The following is a 16,513-nucleotide window of genomic DNA, read 5'->3' as shown; positions in this document are numbered from 1 at the left end:
CGCGGTGGACCCACGCTGAACGTCATAGGTGAGGAATGGCAACATGTCGCTGGCAGAAACGGCTACGGTCACCCTGAAACCATCCCGGCGCACCGCCCGCCCCGCGCTCAATCGGCTCGAACGCGCCGAACGCTTCTGGGGCTGGGTGATGATCCTGCCGCTGCTGATGGGGGTGACGGTGTTTTACCTGATCCCCTTTTTGCAAAACATCTTTTACAGCTTTACCGATCTCAACCAATTCATGCGCTGGAGCAGCATCAGCGTCGATAACTATCTCAACCTGTTCGAAGACGACGACTTTTACACCGCCGCCGCCAACACCCTGTTTTACGTGGTGGTCTGCGTGCCGATCAGCCTGAGTCTGTCGTTGCTGCTGGCGATTGGCCTCAACCAGAATATCCGCGGCAAAGGCCTGCTGCGCACCCTGCTGTTCCTGCCGGCGGTTACCATGCCCGCGGCGGTGGCCATGGTGTGGCAATGGCTGTTCAATAAGGATTTCGGTCTGATCAACCAGGCGCTGAGCCTGTTGCACATCGCGCCGGTCGCCTGGCTGTCCGATCCGGACGTGGTGCGCATCAGCGTGTCCATCATCATCATCTGGTCGTCGCTGGCGCTGAAGATCATCATTTTGCTGGCCGGGCTGCAAAGCATTCCGCGCCAGCTATACGAAGCGGCGGATCTCGACGGTATCGGCACCCTGCGCCGCTTCTTCTGCATCACGCTGCCGATGATGGTGCCGACGCTGTTCTTCGTGTCGGTGATGAGCTTTATCGAGATCCTGCAAATCTTTGACGTGGTGTTCCTGATGTTCGACCGCGCACTGGTGGAGAACGACGTGATGACCGTCACCAACCTGTTCTACAAGTACGCGTTTTACCTGCAGGAAAAAGGTTACGCCTCCGCCATCACCGTGGTGCTGTTCGCCGTCACGCTGGTGATCACCCTGATTCAAATGGCGATCGGCAAGCGCCTGAAAGTCAGCTGAGGAGCTGCACATGAACGCAAGCAAGAAAACGCTGGTGTACCTGTTTATGGGGCTGGCGGCGCTGGCCTCGGTGGTGCCTTTTATCTGGATGCTGGTGACCTCGCTGAAAACCCAGGCCGAGAGCATTCAGATCCCGCTGACGCTGCTGCCGGCGCATCCCAGCCTGCAGGCCTACGGTCGGGTGATGCACGAAATCCCGTTCGCCGGCTTTTATCTCAACTCGCTGCTGGCGACCTTCTTCACCGTCACCTTGCAGATGGCGATCGCCACCATGGCCGCCTACGGCTTCTCACGCCTGCATTTTCGCGGCCGGGATGCGGTGTTTCTGGTGTGCGTATCGGTCCTGATGGTGCCTGGTCAGGCGTTTCTGATCCCGCAATTCCTGGTGGTGCAGAAGCTGGGGTTGGTCAACAGCATCACCGGGTTGGTGCTGCCGGGCATTTTCAGCGTTTACGCCACCTTTCTGCTGCGCCAGTTCTTTCTGGCGGTGCCGAAGGAAATGGAAGAAGCGGCCTTGATCGACGGTTACAGCTACTTCGCCATCTTCTGGCGCATCATGCTGCCGCTGATCCGGCCGGGCATTATCGCCTGCATCATCATCAACGGCCTGTGGAGCTGGAACAACCTGATGTGGCCGCTGATCGTCAATACCACCACCGAGAAGCTGACGCTGCCGGTTGGGCTGGCCTCGCTCTCCAGCCGCGCCGGGGTGGAATATCCATTGCTGATGGCCGGGGCGCTGATGGCGGTGATTCCGATGCTGATGCTGTTCATTATTTTCCAACGCTATTTCATCCAGGGCATCGCCAGCGCCGGGGTGAAAGGCTAACGCGCAGACAAGGTAAACGACATGGCCGGAATTCAGTTAAACAGCGTTAAAAAAGTCTATCCCAACGGTTTCCACGCGCTGCACGGCGTCGATTTGGACATCGAGGACGGGGAATTTATGGTGTTCGTCGGCCCGTCAGGCTGCGCCAAATCCACCCTGCTACGGATGATCGCCGGGCTGGAGAGCGTCAGCGAGGGGCAGATCTTGATCCACGATCGCTGCGTCAACGACAGCATGCCGAAGGATCGCGGCATCGCCATGGTGTTCCAGAACTATGCGCTGTACCCGCACATGACGGTGTACAAGAACATGGCGTTCGGCCTGATCGGCAAAGAAAGCAAGGCCGAGATCGACCGCCGGGTGCGCGACGCGGCGGAAAAACTGGAGATCACCAACCTGCTGCAGCGCAAGCCAGGCCAGCTCTCTGGCGGCCAATGTCAGCGGGTGGCGGTCGGCCGCGCCATCGTGCGTAAACCCAAGGTGTTTCTGTTTGACGAGCCGCTGTCCAACCTCGACGCCAAGCTGCGGGTGTCGATGCGCGTGCAACTGATCGAACTGCACAATCAACTGAAGCAGGAAGGTGCCGCTGCCACCATGGTGTACGTCACCCACGATCAGGTCGAAGCGATGACCATGGGCGATCGCATTTGCGTGATGAACCGCGGCGCCATCATGCAGGTGGATAAACCGATCAACCTGTATCACCACCCCGCCAACCGTTTCGTCGCCGAGTTTATCGGCAGCCCGTCGATGAACCTGCACGATCTGGCGATCGTGCGCGACGGCCAAACGGTGCGGCTGCGCATCGGCCTGCAGCATCAGCTCGATCTGCCGCCCGCGCTGCAACGGCAATTGGCGGACTACCCGCATGCGCGGGTGTGCCTCGGCATCCGGCCGGAGTCCCTGCGGCTGTGCGCGCCCGGCAGCGCAAACTGTTTCCCGGCGCAGATCGTCACTATCGAGCGCATGGGCAACGAAGAGCTGTTGCACTGCGAACTGGCCGACCTGCGCTTCGTGCTGCGCATGGCGTCGCTGCCGGATTGGGAACCGCGCCTCGGCGAAAATATTCATCTGGCATTCGATCTGACGCGCGCGCATTTGTTCGACGAGCTCAGCGGCCAAAACCTCAAATAACAACAGCGGAGTATCCAGCAATGTCGTCAACACAACCCAACAGCTTTGCCCATCGCCCGGTGCGGGTGCTGGTGGTCGGCGCCGGGGCGCGCGGCGAAATCTACTCGCGCTATGCGCTGGCGCATCCCGATTTGATGCAGGTGGTGGCGGTAGCGGAACCGCGTGACGCCTACCGCGAGCAGCTCGTGGCGCAGCATGCCATCGCGCCGGAAAACGTCTTCACCGACTGGCGCCTGGCCGCCGACGCCGGCAAGCTGGCCGACGCGGTGCTGATCTGCACCCAGGATCAGATGCATCTGGAGCCGGCGCTGGCCTTCGCACGCCAGGGCTACGCCATGCTGCTGGAAAAACCGCTGTCGCCGGACGCCGACGAGTGCCGCGCCATCGTCGCCGAGGTGGTACGCCAAAAGCTGATCTTCTCGGTCGGCCACGTGCTGCGCTATACCCGCTATACCCAAAAGCTCAAGCAGCTGCTGCGCGACGGCGCGATCGGCGATATCGTCAGCCTGCAGCACTTGGAACCGGTCGGCTACTGGCACCAGGCGCACTCTTTCGTGCGCGGCAACTGGCGCAACGATCAACAGGCCGCTTTTATGCTGCTGCAGAAATCCTGCCACGATATCGACTGGATCCGCTACGTGATGGAGCAACCCTGTGAGCTGGTCAGCTCCTTCGGCAACCTGCGCCATTTCCGCCGGGAAAACCAACCGGCCGGCGCGGCGGACAACTGCCTGGATTGCGCGGTAGAGGCGTCCTGCCCCTATTCCGCCAAGCGGATCTATCTGGGCGACGACCACAAGGCTACACCCGGTTTTCTGCGGGTGCTGACGCCGGAACCCGACCAGACGACGCTGCGGGCGGCGCTGCGCGACGGTCCTTACGGCCGCTGCGTCTACCGCTGCGACAATAATGTGGTCGACCATCAGGTGGTCAACATGCAGTTCGCCGGCGGCCGCACCGCGTCGTTCACCATGACAGCCTTTACCCGCCACGAAGATCGCCATACCCGCATCTTCGGTAGCCGTGGCTGCCTGGAGGGCGACGGCCGCCATATTCGCATCACCTCGTTCCTCGACGACGGCGAAACGCATTACGACACCGACGCCGGCCAGGATCTGCACGCCATGGCCGGGCACGGCGGCGGCGACTACTACCTGATGCAGCACTTTATCGCGGCCATTCGCGCCAACGATCCGAGCCAGGTGCTGGCCGGCCCGACGGAAGCGCTGGAGAGCCATCTGATGGTGTTCGCCGCCGAACGCGCGCGCCGCGAAGCGGCGGTGATCGCCCTGAACGGAGCCTGAAGCATGGCGTTGAGAGAGATGCATTACGGCTTCGACATCGGCGGCACCAAGATCGAAATGGCCGCCTACGATCGCCGGCTCAATCAGGTGATGATCCAACGGGTGCGCACCCCAACCGGCGATTACGGCGAGTTCGTGGCCTGTATCGCCGGGCTGGTTGACCAGGCGGATCGCGAGCTGCATACGCGCGGCAGCATCGGCATCGGTTTACCGGGGATCACCGATCCCGTCAGCCGCCGCCAGTTAGCGGTCAACGTGCCCTGCCTGACCGGCAATTGCCTGGCGGATGACCTGACGCAGGCGTTGGCGCGACCTATCGCCATCGAGAACGACTGCCGCTGCTTCGCGCTGTCGGAAGCCAGCACGCCGCAAACCGCGCACCTGCCGTTGGTGTTCGGCGCCATCATCGGCACCGGCGCTGGCGGCGGCCTGGTGGTGAACCGGCAACTGCACAAAGGGCGTAACGGCGTGGCGGGCGAATGGGGCCATATGCCGATATCGGCCCAGCTGGCGCAACGTTACGATCTGCCGCTGTTCAGCTGCAACTGCGGGCTGACCGGCTGCTTTGAACGCTACGTCTCCGGCAACGGGCTGCTGGCGCTGAGCCGCCATTTTGCCCATCCGGCCGCCGACGTGCCGTCGCTGGTCGCCAGCTACCGCGCCGGTGATCCGCTCGCGCAGCGGCTGATGGCCCTCTACGTCGATATTCTGGCCAGCGCGCTGGCCGGCTTACAGCTGCTGTTGGACGTCGATGCCTTCGTGCTTGGCGGCGGGCTGTCGAACGTCGGTGAGCTGTACCGGCTACTGCCGCCGGCGATGCGGTGCTGGCTGCTGCCGGGCGTGGAACCCGCGGCGGTGTTCCCGCCGGTGCACGGTGACAGCAGCGGCGTGCGCGGCGCGGCGCTTTTGCACGCTGCAGCATAAAAAAACAGTGAAAGCCCGGCGGCTGCCGAACGATCGCTGCGGCTTTCGTCATCGGCGGAGCGAATGAATAACCGCCGGGAATTGTCGACTGAAAAATAACGAATTTGCCGTTTTCACTTTGCGTTAACCCCGCTTTCGGTTAGTGCTCAATCGAAAGCAAAATAAAATATAACCAACTGATAGATATAGATATTTTAAAATTAATCGATTGCATTTCAGTGTTTCGTTTGCTGTAATTCGCCACGAACAACTGAAAGCGCTCCGGTCGGCATCGCTGCGGCTTATTAAGCCGCGGACGGGCACGGCTACAGGTAAATCAGGAGTCTGCGTTAATGATCAATACCGCAAAACGCCGGGAATTAATTATCGACCAGCTGTGCCGCGAGGGCTCGGTGCGTGTGGAGCAGCTCAGCCAGCAGTTTTCGGTGTCCAGCGTCACCATCCGCAGCGATCTGCGTCAGCTGGAACAGCACGGCTGTGCGGTGCGCGCCTACGGCGGCGCCATGTTGAACAAACAGTTCGCCTTCGACCGCCCGCTGCAGGACAAGGGCCGCATCAACCGCGACGTGAAACACGCCATCGCCTGCGCGGCGGCGGCGCTGATCGAAGACGGCGACGCCGTCATCCTCGACTCCGGCTCCACCACCAGCCAGATGGCGCCACAGCTGGCGGGGAAAAAGGATCTGGTGGTGATGACCAACGCGCTGAATATCGCCTTCGAACTGGCCAACAACGAGCAGATCGATCTGATGGTGGTCGGCGGCAGCGTACGCCGCAAAGCCTGGTCGTTGTACGGCCCCGCCGCCGAACAGCAGCTGCGCCAGTACCGCTTCGACAAACTGTTTCTCGGCGTCGACGGTTTCGATCTGGCGGGCGGCATCACTACACCGGATCCGGGCGAAGCGCAGCTCAACCGGGTGATGTGTGAAGTGGCGCGCGAAGTGATCGCCATCGCCGACGCCAGCAAATTCGGCCGCACCAGCTTTTGCATGATCCGCGAAGTCGGCCAGATCCACCGCCTGGTCACCGACAGCCGTATTCCGGCGCACTACCTGCAGGCGCTGCACCATTTAGGGATCGACGTGATTATCGCCGACCGTTAACCGAGGCTTTTAAGGAGTTGTCATCATGAATGCGTATTTCTCTTACGAGGCGGATTGGCTGAAGCAGCGCAACGCCTGGCACACCGCCGCAGAGATTTGGCAGCAGCCGGACCTGTGGGCGGCGCTGCACCGGCAGCTGCAGGATCAACAGGCACAGTGGCAGCCGTTCCTCGCGCCGCTGTTGGCCAATCCTCGGCTGCAAATCGTGCTGTGCGGCGCCGGCAGTTCGGCGTTCGCCGGCCGGGCTCTGGCGCCCTGGCTGCGCGAACGCACCGGCCGCGACGTAGTGGCCTACGGCACCACCGATATCGTCGCCAACCCGCTGCAGTTCCTCGACCCTGAACGGCCGACGCTGCTGGTGTCCTTCGCCCGCTCGGGCAACAGCCCGGAAAGCGTGGCGACGGTGGAACTGGCCGATCAGCTGCTGCCGGAAAGCTATCACCTGATGCTGGTGTGCAACCCGGACAGCCGGCTGGCGCAGTATGCTCATCAGCGCGATAACGTCTGTTCGCTGGTGATGCCACTGGGCGCCAACGATCAGAGCTTCGCCATGACCTCCAGCTTCAGCTGCATGATGCTGAGCGCCGCGCTGCTGCTCGGCCCAATGTCGCTTGAGGCCGCCCAGGCGCCGCTGCACGCCATGGTGCAGCGCTGCCGTGAACTGCGCGAAATGCTGCAGCCGCAGGTAAAGGCACTGGCCGCCAGCGGCTTCCGCCGCTACATCACCCTCGGCGGCAGCTGTTTCACCGGCCTGGCCGAAGAGGCCTCGCTCAAGATGCTGGAGCTCACCGCCGGGCGAATCGTGACACGCTACGACTCACCGCTCGGTCTGCGCCACGGCCCTAAATTTATGGTCGACGGCCAGACATTGGTGGTGCTGATGTTCTCCCACGACGACTACGCCCGTCAGTATGACCGCGACCTGTGGAACGAACTGCAGCGCGACGGGCTGGCGATGCAGTTGGTCGGCTTGACCGGCGAGCGCCATCCCCTCACCGATGCCCTGCTGCATATGCACAACGCGGCAGACGATATCTGGCTGCTGTTCCCGTATCTGCTGTTCACCCAGATGCTGGCCTTCGAGAGTTCGCTGGCGTTGGGGTTCACCCCGGACAACCCGTGCCCGACCGGTGAAGTCAACCGGGTGGTGAAAGGCGTGACGATTTACCGTTTTCCCTCCCCTGAGCTGTAAGGAGATCCCATGTATCTGATAGCCAACCGAGAAATGCTGCTCAAGGCGCAGCGCCAGGGTTACGCCGTGCCGGCGTTTAACGTCCACAATCTGGAAACCGTGCAGGTGGTGGCGGAGACCGCCGCCGAACTGCGCTCGCCGGTAATCATGGCCGGCACGCCCGGCACCTTCAGCTATGCCGGCACCGACTACCTGATCGGCATCTGCCAATCGGCCGCGCACCGCTACGATCTGCCGCTGGCGCTGCATCTGGATCATCATGAAGAGCTGGACGACATTGAGCACAAGGTAAAAAGCGGCATTCGCTCGGTGATGATCGACGGCTCCCACTTGCCGTTCGAACAGAACATCGCCAAGGTAGCCGCCGCAGTGGCCCTGTGCCATCGCTACGGCGCCAGCGTGGAGGCGGAGCTGGGCCGCCTGGGCGGGCAAGAGGACGATTTGATCGTCGATACGGCGGACAGCTTCTATACCGATCCGGCCGCCGCGCGCGAGTTTGTCGCCGCCACCGGCATCGATTCGCTGGCGGTGGCGATCGGTTCCGCCCACGGCCTGTATCACGGCGAACCGAAGCTGGACTTCGAACGCCTGGCGCTGATCCGCGAACAGGTGGACGTGCCGTTGGTGCTGCACGGCGCCTCCGGCATTCCGGAAGCGATGGTCAAGCGCGCGATCTCGCTCGGCGTTTGCAAGGTCAACGTCGCCACCGAACTGAAAATCGCCTTCGCCGATGCTGTGAAAAGCTACTTTTCACAGCACCCGGATGCCAACGATCCGCGCAAATACATCGTCCCTGGCAAACTGGCGATGAAAGAAGTGGTGGCGGAAAAGATCCGCATCTGCGGCAGCAGCGGCATGCTGTAACCCCGCTCTCGCCCCCGTTGCTGCAGCCGCGCAACGGGGACGAAAACGGCCCGCCCTTGCCCGACTTTCCTGAGAGAACGATCACAGCCTGTTATCCCGCCGGCGCCGGAAATCATTAACCGGTCTTCACTATGATCCAAATCATGGTTTTACTCATCCTGCCTCCCTATTATCAAATTCATTGAATGCGGGTAGTAGGATTTTTGCCCATTCGTTTTTATTTCGCCAGGCGAAATAGCTTATTTGATGAAAACAAGCGCGCTTGTTTTTTAATTGGCAGTGTTTTTACTCTGAAAGGAACAGCGTATGAACCATTACTTAGCCGTATTAAGCGCATTGGTCATTCTGCCCTTCGCTCTGCAAGCAAAACCGCTTTCCGGCAGCCAGGTCGCCTCTGGCGTCGTCCGCTTCACCGGCGCCATTACCACGCCGGCATGCACCGTCAAACATCAGGATGAAAAGCTTATCTCCAGCTGCTTCGGTAAAGTGACGGAATATCAGAACGCGTATATATCCTCTTCGTTAAAAGAGATGCCAAAAGAATTAGTTTCTGCCGTCAGCAGTGAGATGGTGAATAACGATCCCCATTTAAAGCGCGTGACCATCAGCTATAAGTAACCACAAAGCGTTACTGCCTGCTGAAATAATAAACAAGACACAACTTGTCTTGATGAATTATAAATTTATTTTATAAATTTATCGCACAATAACTCCCCGCCTTACCGTAAGCCGGCTATTCGGGCGACCCTGCGGTCGCCCATCAACATGTCCGAAATCCGCCATCGCTCCCTTGCGTTTCATGCGATAATCGCCCTACCAAACCGAGGAGTGATCCAGATGCAGACTTTTTTGATTGATCGTACCGCCACGCCGGTGGGAGAACTGGTGCTGATTGCCGATGAACAGGGGCGCCTGCGGGCGATTGACTGGACCGATCACGAAGCGCGCCTGATGAAGCTGCTGAATACCCACTACCGCGCCGATCGGTTCACCCTGCGCGAACAGCGCGATCCCAGCGGGCTGACCGACGCCATGCAGCGCTATTTCGCCGGTGAACTGAGCATTATCGATCGGCTGCCGGTGATGACCGCCGGCACCGAGTTCCAACGCACCGTGTGGCAACAGCTGCGCCAAATCCCCTGCGGCGAGATACTGACCTACGGCCAGCTCGCGCAACGTATCGGCCGTCCGACCGCTTCGCGCGCGGTCGGCATGGCCAACGGTTCCAATCCGATCAGCATCGTCGTGCCCTGCCACCGAGTGATCGGTTCGCAAGGCGCGCTGACCGGCTATGCCGGCGGTGTACAGCGCAAACAGTGGCTGCTGCAGCACGAAGGCTACCTGCCTAAAAGCCTGCTGTAGCCGCGCCAGGCGATTATCCGGCGCCATTGTTTGGCGCCGCTTAATAAAGCCCATTGCTCAACGCCACGCTCGCAGGCCGCTGGGCCCTATGAATAACTTGTGTGAATAAAACGCATAAGTCACAAATAATACTCATAACTTCAGTCCGATACAGAATAATCGGCGGTATGTGTGCGCAAAATTCGCACACAATACCCCTATTCATGCTAATGCCACCCTTATCAGCTGCAGCAAAAGATGTTAAAATTGACTCATATCAATTATTGAATGAGCGTAATCTATGATCCCGGAAAAACGCGTGATTCGTCGTATCCAGTCTGGTGGTTGTGCGATCCATTGCCAGGACTGCAGCATCAGCCAGCTGTGCATTCCTTTCACCCTCAATGCTCACGAGCTGGACCAGCTCGACAACATTATCGAGAGGAAGAAGCCCATCCAGAAAGGCCAGACCTTGTTCAAGGCCGGCGACGAGCTGAAATCGCTGTACGCGATCCGTTCCGGGACCATCAAAAGCTACACCATCACCGAGCAAGGTGATGAGCAGATCACCGGCTTCCACCTGGCGGGCGACCTGGTAGGCTTCGACGCCATCGGCGGCCTGAAGCACCCGAGCTTCGCTCAGGCGCTGGAAACCTCGATGGTGTGCGAGATCCCGTTCGAGACCCTCGACGATCTGTCCGGCAAAATGCCGAACCTACGTCAGCAAATCATGCGGTTGATGAGCGGCGAGATCAAAGGCGACCAGGACATGATCCTGCTGCTGTCGAAGAAAAACGCCGAAGAGCGCCTGGCGGCGTTCGTTTACAACCTGTCGCGCCGCTTTGCGGAGCGCGGCTTCTCACCGCGTGAGTTCCGGTTGACCATGACCCGCGGCGACATCGGCAACTACCTTGGGCTGACGGTGGAAACCATCAGCCGCCTGCTGGGCCGCTTCCAGAAAAGCGAAATCCTCAGCGTGAAAGGCAAATACATCACCATCGAAAACGCCGACGCGCTGTCGGTGCTGGCCGGTACGCCGCGCATCAACGTGACCGTCAACGCCTGATCCCCCCGCCGGATCAACATTTCACCGAAATTGTTGATCCGGCACGCTTCCGTTGTTGTTCTGTTTTTCAATGTTGGGTTACTCTGTAAATTAACAGACTGTTGATTTCAGCTGTAAGGAGGCCCTATGGCGAAGTATCAGAATCTTCTGGTGGCTATTGACCCCAATCAGGACGATCAGCCGGCATTGCGCCGCGCCGTGTACCTGGTAAAACGGAACGGCGGGCGCATTAAGGCCTTCCTGCCCATCTATGACTTCTCTTACGAAATGACGACCCTGCTCTCCCCGGATGAAAGAACGGCGATGCGGCAAGGTGTGATCAGCCAACGCGCCGCCTGGATCAACGAGCAGTGCCGCTTCTATCTCAACGACGGCGTGCCGATCGAAATCAAAGTGGTCTGGCATAACCGCCCCTTCGAAGCCATCATTCAGGAAGTGCTTTCCGGTCAACATGACCTGCTGCTGAAAATGGCGCACCAACACGACCGGTTGGAGTCAGTGATCTTTACCCCCACCGACTGGCACCTGCTGCGCAAATGCCCTTGCCCGGTGTGGATGGTGAAAGACCAGCCCTGGCCGGAAGGCGGCAAGGCGCTGGTGGCGGTCAATCTGGCCAGCGAAGAACCCTATCACGACCCGCTCAATATCAAACTGGTGCAAGAAACCGTCGAACTGGCGCAAAATGTCAACCAGACCGAGGTTCACCTGGTCGGCGCCTATCCCGTTACCCCGATCAACATCGCCATAGAATTGCCCGACTTCGACCCGAGCGTCTACAACGACGCCATCCGCGGCCAGCATCTGATCGCCATGAAGGCGCTGCGGCAAAAATTCTGCATTAAGGAAGAGTTCACCCACGTGGAAAAAGGCCTGCCGGAAGAGGTGATCCCCGATCTGGCCGAACATCTGCAGGCCGGCGTGGTGGTGCTGGGCACCCTGGGCCGCACCGGCATTTCAGCCGCCTTTATCGGCAACACCGCGGAACATGTGATCGATCATCTGAAATGCGACCTGCTGGTGATTAAACCGGAAAACTTCAACTGCCCGATCGAGGCGGATGAAGACGACGAACACGACGACGAAGATTAAGCTTCGCGCATAAAGAAACGGGCCGCTGAAAAGCGGCCCGTTTTTCTTTGGTTGCCCAATTTTACTTCTGCAACGCCCGCAAAATCGCTTCCACGCTGTCTTTGGCGTCGCCAAACAGCATTTGGGTGTTCTCCTTGAAGAACAGCGGATTCTGCACGCCGGCGTAGCCGGTGTTCATCGATCGTTTGAACGCGATCACGTTCTGCGCTTTCCACACTTCCAATACCGGCATGCCGGCGATCGGGCTGCGTGGATCTTCCAGCGCCGCCGGGTTCACCGTATCGTTGGCGCCGATCACCAGCACGGTGTCGGTATCCGGGAAATCGTCGTTGATTTCATCCATCTCCAACACCACGTCGTACGGCACCTTCGCTTCCGCCAGCAGCACGTTCATGTGCCCCGGCAAGCGCCCCGCGACCGGGTGAATGCCGAAGCGCACCTTCACGCCGCGCGCCCGCAGTTTTTCGGTGATTTCCGCCACCGGATACTGCGCCTGCGCCACCGCCATGCCGTAGCCCGGGGTGATGATCACCGAGGTGGAGTTCTTCAACTGCTCGGCCACCTCTTCCGCCGTGGTTTCACGGTATTCGCCCATCTCTTCGGCATCGCCGGTGGACGAACCGTCGCTGCCGAAACCGCCGGCGATCACGCTGATAAACGAGCGGTTCATCGCCTTACACATGATGTAAGACAGGATCGCACCCGAAGAGCCCACCAGCGCGCCGGTGACGATCAGCAGATCGTTGCTCAGCATGAAGCCCGCTGCGGCCGCCGCCCACCCCGAGTAGGAGTTGAGCATCGACACCACCACCGGCATGTCAGCACCGCCGATCGAGGCGACCAGATGCCAGCCGAACGCCAGCGCGATCGCCGTCATCAGCAGCAGCGTCACCACCTGCCAGCCCACGCTGTCGGTGCGCACGAACGCCACCAGCAGCAGGAACGAGACCGCCAGCGCCGCCAGGTTTAGCTTATGGCGATTCGGCAGCATCAACGGCTTGGAAGAAATGATGCCGCGCAGCTTGCCGAAGGCGACGATCGACCCGGTGAAGGTCACCGCGCCGATAAAGATGCCGAGGAACACTTCGGTCAGATGGATATTCGCCATCACCGGCTCCATCGGCGCACCGTGATCCAGATAACTGTTGAAACCGACCAGCACCGCGGCCAAGCCAACGAAGCTGTGCAGCACCGCCACCAGTTCCGGCATTTCGGTCATCTCGACCTTCTTCGCCAGATAGACGCCGATCGAGCCGCCGATGATCATGGCGATGATGATCCAACCGACGTTGCCGGAATCCGGCCCCAGAATGGTCGCGATCAGCGCGATCGCCATGCCGGCGACGCCGAACAGGTTGCCCTGCTTCGACGTTTCGTGGCGCGACAGGCCCGCCAGGCTGAAAATAAACAAAATAGCGGCAACAATGTATGCAGCTGTAACCAATCCTCCAGACATTTGTTACCCCTTAGTTCTTGCGGAACATCTTCAGCATGCGCTGAGTGACGGTGAACCCACCGAAAATATTGATGCTGGCGATCAGCACGGCGATAAAGGAGAGGAAACTCACCCAGCCGCCGTGGCCAATTTGCAGCAGCGCACCGACCACGATAATCCCCGAGATCGCGTTGGTGACCGACATCAGCGGGGTATGCAACGCATGGCTGACGTTCCAGACCACGTAGTAACCGACCACGCAGGCCAGCGCAAACACGGTAAAGTGCGACAGGAACTCTTTCGGGGCTGCGTCCGCCAGCCAGCCGAACAACAGGATCGCCAGAGCCATCAGGCCGTACTTCAGCCACGGCGAGGTCGGCTTGGCTTCAGGTTTAGCGACCGGCGCGGCGGCGGGCGCCGCTTTCGGCTGGGCGGAAACCTGGATCGGCGGCGCCGGCCAGGTGATTTCACCGCTGCGCACCACGGTAACGCCGCGGATCACCGTATCGTCGAAATCGATGTCGATCTCGCCGTTCTTCTCTTTCGACAGCAGCTTAAGCAGGTTGACCAGGTTGGTGCCGTACAGCTGCGAAGATTGTGTCGGCAAGCGGCTCGGCAGATCGGTATAGCCGATGATTTTCACGCCGTTGTCGGTCACGGTAATGGTATCGGCCACGGTCAGTTCGCAGTTGCCGCCGGTTTGCGCCGCCAGATCGACGATCACGCTGCCCGGCTTCATCGACGCCACCATCTCTTTGGTGATCAGCTTCGGCGCCGGTTTGCCCGGGATCAGCGCGGTGGTCACGATGATGTCAACCTCCGCCGCCTGTGCGGCGAACAGCGCCATCTCGGCCTTGATAAAGGCTTCGGACATCACTTTGGCGTAACCGTCGCCGCTGCCCGCTTCCTCTTCAAAATCCAGCTCGAGGAATTCCGCGCCCATGCTCTGCACCTGCTCTTTCACTTCCGGGCGGGTGTCGAAGGCTCGCACGATGGCGCCGAGGCTGCCCGCAGCGCCGATCGCCGCCAGGCCGGCCACGCCGGCGCCGATGATCATCACCTTGGCCGGCGGCACTTTGCCGGCGGCGGTGATCTGGCCGGTGAAGAAGCGGCCGAATTCATGCGCCGCTTCGACGATGGCGCGGTAGCCGGCGATGTTGGCCATCGAGCTCAGCGCATCCATCGACTGGGCGCGCGAGATGCGCGGCACCGAGTCCATCGCCAGCGCGGTGACGTTGCGCGCCGCCAGCTTGGCCATCAGCTCGGGGTTTTGCGCCGGCCAGATAAAGCTGACCAGCGTGCTGCCTTCGCGCATCAAGGCGATCTCGTCGTCTTGCGGCGCGTTGACTTTCAGGATCAGATCCGACTGCCACACTTCGTTTTCGTCGACCAGCGCCGCGCCGGCGGCTTCGTAGGCGACGTCGTCAAAACTGGCCAGTTTGCCCGCCCCGCGTTCAATCGCGACGGTAAAACCCAGCTTCAGCAGTTGTTCCACCGTTTTCGGCGTGGCTGCGACCCGGGCTTCATTGGCCAACCGCTCTCTTGGTACACCAATACGCATAATGTTCCCTTCTCACCTATCTTGGATGATGTTTATTATTTTCCTGCCCATAGAACGGCGCCACCGGCGAGCGTTGCGTCAACTTGCCCGCACTGATTTCAGACGCCAACTATAACCTACTGAAAATAAGGTCGATGATCCATAATTGCTTACGCATTCAGCCCTGTTTTTACATAAAAACGCCGGGCGCGATATGACAAATCGCAATTTACAGTGAAAAAATGCATACAGAACAGCACATTCTGCATGGTTAGAGGTTTTCGCCCGGCGTAACGATTTATCGCCATGCGGGACGGATAAGCATAAAAGTTATCATTTTGTGAATAATTAACACTAATGACACCAAAGCCTTTATTATGGAAACTTATGGCGGCGGCGCCATCCGTGCGACCCGCGTCACCGTCGGCGATTTGTCGCACGGGATAACATAAAATGCTGAGACAGTTTTCAGAATTACATGTAATAATCGACGGCTGAATTACACTTAAACAGTTCAGTACGTTATAAACGTTAATGCGCTAGGCGAAAGGATTTTTTATGAAGCTGAAGACCACGATCATCGCGTCAGCCTTGTTATCACTCACCGCGCTGTCTGCTCAAGCTGCGCAAGAGTTAACTCCTGAGAAAGCAGCGGCGCTGAAGCCGTTTGATCGCATCACGATTACCGGCCGCTTCAATGCGATCAATGAAGCCGTCGACGCCGTATCCCGCCGTGCAGACAAACTGGGTGCCGATTCCTTCTATATCCAGGACAGCAACAACAGCAACAACGGCGGCAACTGGCGCGTCACCGCAGACCTTTATCATAAAGATGCGCCAGAAGTGAGCAAAACACCAAAATACCGCGTATTTAACGGCGTGAATGAACTGCCTAAAGAGGAAGCCTACCTGCTGGAGCCTTACGATACCGTGAGCGTCAGCGGTTTCTACCGCAGCCAGCCGGACATTAACGACGCCATCTCCAAAGAAGCGCAGAAAAAAGGCGCCGCCTCGTTCTTCATCGTGCGCCAGGTTGACGCCAACTCCGGCGGCAACCAGTTCGTCACCGCCTACATCTATAAGGCCGATGCGCCGAAACGCCGCGTGCAGAGCCCGGACGCCATCCCGGCCGATTCTGACGCCGGCCGCGCCGCGCTGGCCGCCGGCGGCGCCGCAGCCGCGAAAGTCGAAATTCCTGGCGTCGCGTCTTCCGGTTCACCAAGCCGCGAAGTGGGCCGTTTCTTCGAAACCCAGTCCTCTACCGGCCAACGCTATACCGTCACGCTGCCTAACGGCACCAAGATTCAGGAAGTGAACAACGTGACCGCCGCGCAGATGGTGCCGTTCGATTCCGTCACCTTCACCGGCCACTTCAACAGCATGACCGACGTGTCCACCGAAGTGGCGAAACGCGCGGCCGAGAAAGGCGCCAAGTACTACCACGTCACTCGCCAGTGGCAGAACAAGAGCGGCGGCAACCTGACCGTCAGCGCCGATCTGTTCAAATAAAACCCGCTTTTCGGTTTACCATCGGGCAGCCCTTGAGCTGCCCGTTTTTATTGCCGCTCTTTTCGCCGCTCGTTGAATAGTTTTTTGTAAATTCCGCATATTCAATCATTGCATCTCTAATCATCCCTCCGTAGAATTTGCGCCAATTTTTAGGGCTATTGTCTATTAGCGCAGTGGTTGTTAACACATTGTTGCCGC

The 16,513-nt window shown here is 59.5% G+C and carries 16 protein-coding genes; 13 read left to right on the top strand and 3 right to left on the bottom strand.

Annotated elements, in window-relative coordinates:
* The first annotated feature begins 43 nt into the window (after window positions 1–43).
* From IMX17_RS05265 to uspE, 12 genes are all read left to right on the top strand, one after another.
* Window positions 44–985 carry a carbohydrate ABC transporter permease gene (locus IMX17_RS05265; protein WP_019452620.1) on the top strand — a complete coding sequence of 314 codons (942 nt, stop codon included), beginning with the start codon at window positions 44–46 and terminating at the stop codon, window positions 983–985.
* 10 nt (window positions 986–995) lie between these two features.
* Entirely contained in the window at window positions 996–1,814 is an 819-nt protein-coding gene (locus IMX17_RS05260) for a carbohydrate ABC transporter permease (RefSeq protein ID WP_019452621.1), read from the top strand.
* A gap of 21 nt (window positions 1,815–1,835) precedes the next feature.
* Window positions 1,836–2,948: an ABC transporter ATP-binding protein gene (locus IMX17_RS05255; RefSeq protein ID WP_046898248.1), complete on the top strand. Its 1,113-nt coding sequence runs from the start codon at window positions 1,836–1,838 to the stop codon at window positions 2,946–2,948.
* Window positions 2,949–2,968: 20 nt separating this feature from the next.
* Window positions 2,969–4,252, top strand: coding sequence for a Gfo/Idh/MocA family protein (locus IMX17_RS05250; RefSeq protein ID WP_193549399.1), 1,284 nt, complete (start codon window positions 2,969–2,971; stop codon window positions 4,250–4,252).
* 18 nt (window positions 4,253–4,270) lie between these two features.
* A complete protein-coding gene (locus IMX17_RS05245) occupies window positions 4,271–5,176 on the top strand; it encodes an ROK family protein (RefSeq protein WP_193549727.1) in 906 nt (301 codons plus the stop codon).
* Window positions 5,177–5,508: 332 nt separating this feature from the next.
* Window positions 5,509–6,279 (top strand): transcriptional repressor AgaR, encoded by a 771-nt coding sequence (gene agaR / locus IMX17_RS05240; RefSeq protein WP_019452625.1) that lies wholly within the window; start codon window positions 5,509–5,511, stop codon window positions 6,277–6,279.
* A 25-nt stretch (window positions 6,280–6,304) separates the two neighbouring features.
* Window positions 6,305–7,471, top strand: a complete 1,167-nt coding sequence (locus IMX17_RS05235; protein WP_193549398.1) for an SIS domain-containing protein — start codon at window positions 6,305–6,307, stop codon at window positions 7,469–7,471.
* Window positions 7,472–7,480: 9 nt separating this feature from the next.
* Window positions 7,481–8,335 carry a tagatose bisphosphate family class II aldolase gene (locus tag IMX17_RS05230; protein WP_182264385.1) on the top strand — a complete coding sequence of 285 codons (855 nt, stop codon included), beginning with the start codon at window positions 7,481–7,483 and terminating at the stop codon, window positions 8,333–8,335.
* A 306-nt stretch (window positions 8,336–8,641) separates the two neighbouring features.
* Window positions 8,642–8,953, top strand: coding sequence for a hypothetical protein (locus IMX17_RS05225; protein ID WP_182264384.1), 312 nt, complete (start codon window positions 8,642–8,644; stop codon window positions 8,951–8,953).
* A 219-nt stretch (window positions 8,954–9,172) separates the two neighbouring features.
* A complete protein-coding gene (gene ogt, locus IMX17_RS05220) occupies window positions 9,173–9,697 on the top strand; it encodes a methylated-DNA--[protein]-cysteine S-methyltransferase (RefSeq protein ID WP_004938274.1) in 525 nt (174 codons plus the stop codon).
* A gap of 280 nt (window positions 9,698–9,977) precedes the next feature.
* Complete coding sequence (locus tag IMX17_RS05215; RefSeq protein ID WP_004938278.1) at window positions 9,978–10,742, top strand: FNR family transcription factor; 765 nt, start codon at window positions 9,978–9,980, stop codon at window positions 10,740–10,742.
* A gap of 126 nt (window positions 10,743–10,868) precedes the next feature.
* Window positions 10,869–11,831, top strand: coding sequence for a universal stress protein UspE (uspE, locus tag IMX17_RS05210; protein WP_004938281.1), 963 nt, complete (start codon window positions 10,869–10,871; stop codon window positions 11,829–11,831).
* Window positions 11,832–11,892: 61 nt separating this feature from the next.
* On the opposite strand, the gene pntB is transcribed toward uspE, so the two are convergent.
* Window positions 11,893–13,287, bottom strand: a complete 1,395-nt coding sequence (gene pntB, locus IMX17_RS05205) for a Re/Si-specific NAD(P)(+) transhydrogenase subunit beta (RefSeq protein WP_046898244.1) — start codon at window positions 13,285–13,287, stop codon at window positions 11,893–11,895.
* 10 nt (window positions 13,288–13,297) lie between these two features.
* The gene (gene pntA / locus IMX17_RS05200) at window positions 13,298–14,827 is read right to left on the bottom strand and encodes a Re/Si-specific NAD(P)(+) transhydrogenase subunit alpha (protein ID WP_042784620.1); all 1,530 of its coding nucleotides are present in this window, start codon (window positions 14,825–14,827) and stop codon (window positions 13,298–13,300) included.
* 537 nt (window positions 14,828–15,364) lie between these two features.
* On the opposite strand from pntA, the gene ydgH reads away from it, so the two are divergent.
* Window positions 15,365–16,315, top strand: a complete 951-nt coding sequence (ydgH, locus tag IMX17_RS05195) for a DUF1471 family protein YdgH (RefSeq protein WP_046898243.1) — start codon at window positions 15,365–15,367, stop codon at window positions 16,313–16,315.
* Here ydgH and IMX17_RS25165 read toward each other — a convergent pair.
* Window positions 16,308–16,502 carry a hypothetical protein gene (locus IMX17_RS25165; protein WP_227414460.1) on the bottom strand — a complete coding sequence of 65 codons (195 nt, stop codon included), beginning with the start codon at window positions 16,500–16,502 and terminating at the stop codon, window positions 16,308–16,310. The genes ydgH and IMX17_RS25165 overlap by 8 nt on opposite strands.
* Window positions 16,503–16,513 lie beyond the last annotated feature (11 nt).

It is taken from the genome of Serratia sp. X3 (genome assembly GCF_014982455.1).
Classification (GTDB): Bacteria; Pseudomonadota; Gammaproteobacteria; order Enterobacterales; family Enterobacteriaceae; genus Serratia; species Serratia ureilytica.
Note: the sequence above shows the minus strand (reverse complement) of the source record. Positions and strands in the feature narration are given on the sequence as shown.

Bases quoted from the DNA above. Each gene is read 5' to 3' on its own strand.
- IMX17_RS05260 (WP_019452621.1), top strand. From the start codon at position 996: ATGAACGCAAGCAAGAAAACGCTGGTGTACCTGTTTATGGGGCTGGCG.
- IMX17_RS05245 (WP_193549727.1), top strand. From the start codon at position 4,271: ATGCATTACGGCTTCGACATCGGCGGCACCAAGATCGAAATGGCCGCC.
- IMX17_RS05265 (WP_019452620.1), top strand. From the start codon at position 44: ATGTCGCTGGCAGAAACGGCTACGGTCACCCTGAAACCATCCCGGCGC.
- pntB (WP_046898244.1), bottom strand. From the start codon at position 13,287: ATGTCTGGAGGATTGGTTACAGCTGCATACATTGTTGCCGCTATTTTG.
- uspE (WP_004938281.1), top strand. From the start codon at position 10,869: ATGGCGAAGTATCAGAATCTTCTGGTGGCTATTGACCCCAATCAGGAC.
- IMX17_RS05225 (WP_182264384.1), top strand. From the start codon at position 8,642: ATGAACCATTACTTAGCCGTATTAAGCGCATTGGTCATTCTGCCCTTC.
- ydgH (WP_046898243.1), top strand. From the start codon at position 15,365: ATGAAGCTGAAGACCACGATCATCGCGTCAGCCTTGTTATCACTCACC.
- IMX17_RS05215 (WP_004938278.1), top strand. From the start codon at position 9,978: ATGATCCCGGAAAAACGCGTGATTCGTCGTATCCAGTCTGGTGGTTGT.
- pntA (WP_042784620.1), bottom strand. From the start codon at position 14,827: ATGCGTATTGGTGTACCAAGAGAGCGGTTGGCCAATGAAGCCCGGGTC.
- IMX17_RS05230 (WP_182264385.1), top strand. From the start codon at position 7,481: ATGTATCTGATAGCCAACCGAGAAATGCTGCTCAAGGCGCAGCGCCAG.
- IMX17_RS05250 (WP_193549399.1), top strand. From the start codon at position 2,969: ATGTCGTCAACACAACCCAACAGCTTTGCCCATCGCCCGGTGCGGGTG.
- IMX17_RS05255 (WP_046898248.1), top strand. From the start codon at position 1,836: ATGGCCGGAATTCAGTTAAACAGCGTTAAAAAAGTCTATCCCAACGGT.
- IMX17_RS05235 (WP_193549398.1), top strand. From the start codon at position 6,305: ATGAATGCGTATTTCTCTTACGAGGCGGATTGGCTGAAGCAGCGCAAC.
- ogt (WP_004938274.1), top strand. From the start codon at position 9,173: ATGCAGACTTTTTTGATTGATCGTACCGCCACGCCGGTGGGAGAACTG.
- agaR (WP_019452625.1), top strand. From the start codon at position 5,509: ATGATCAATACCGCAAAACGCCGGGAATTAATTATCGACCAGCTGTGC.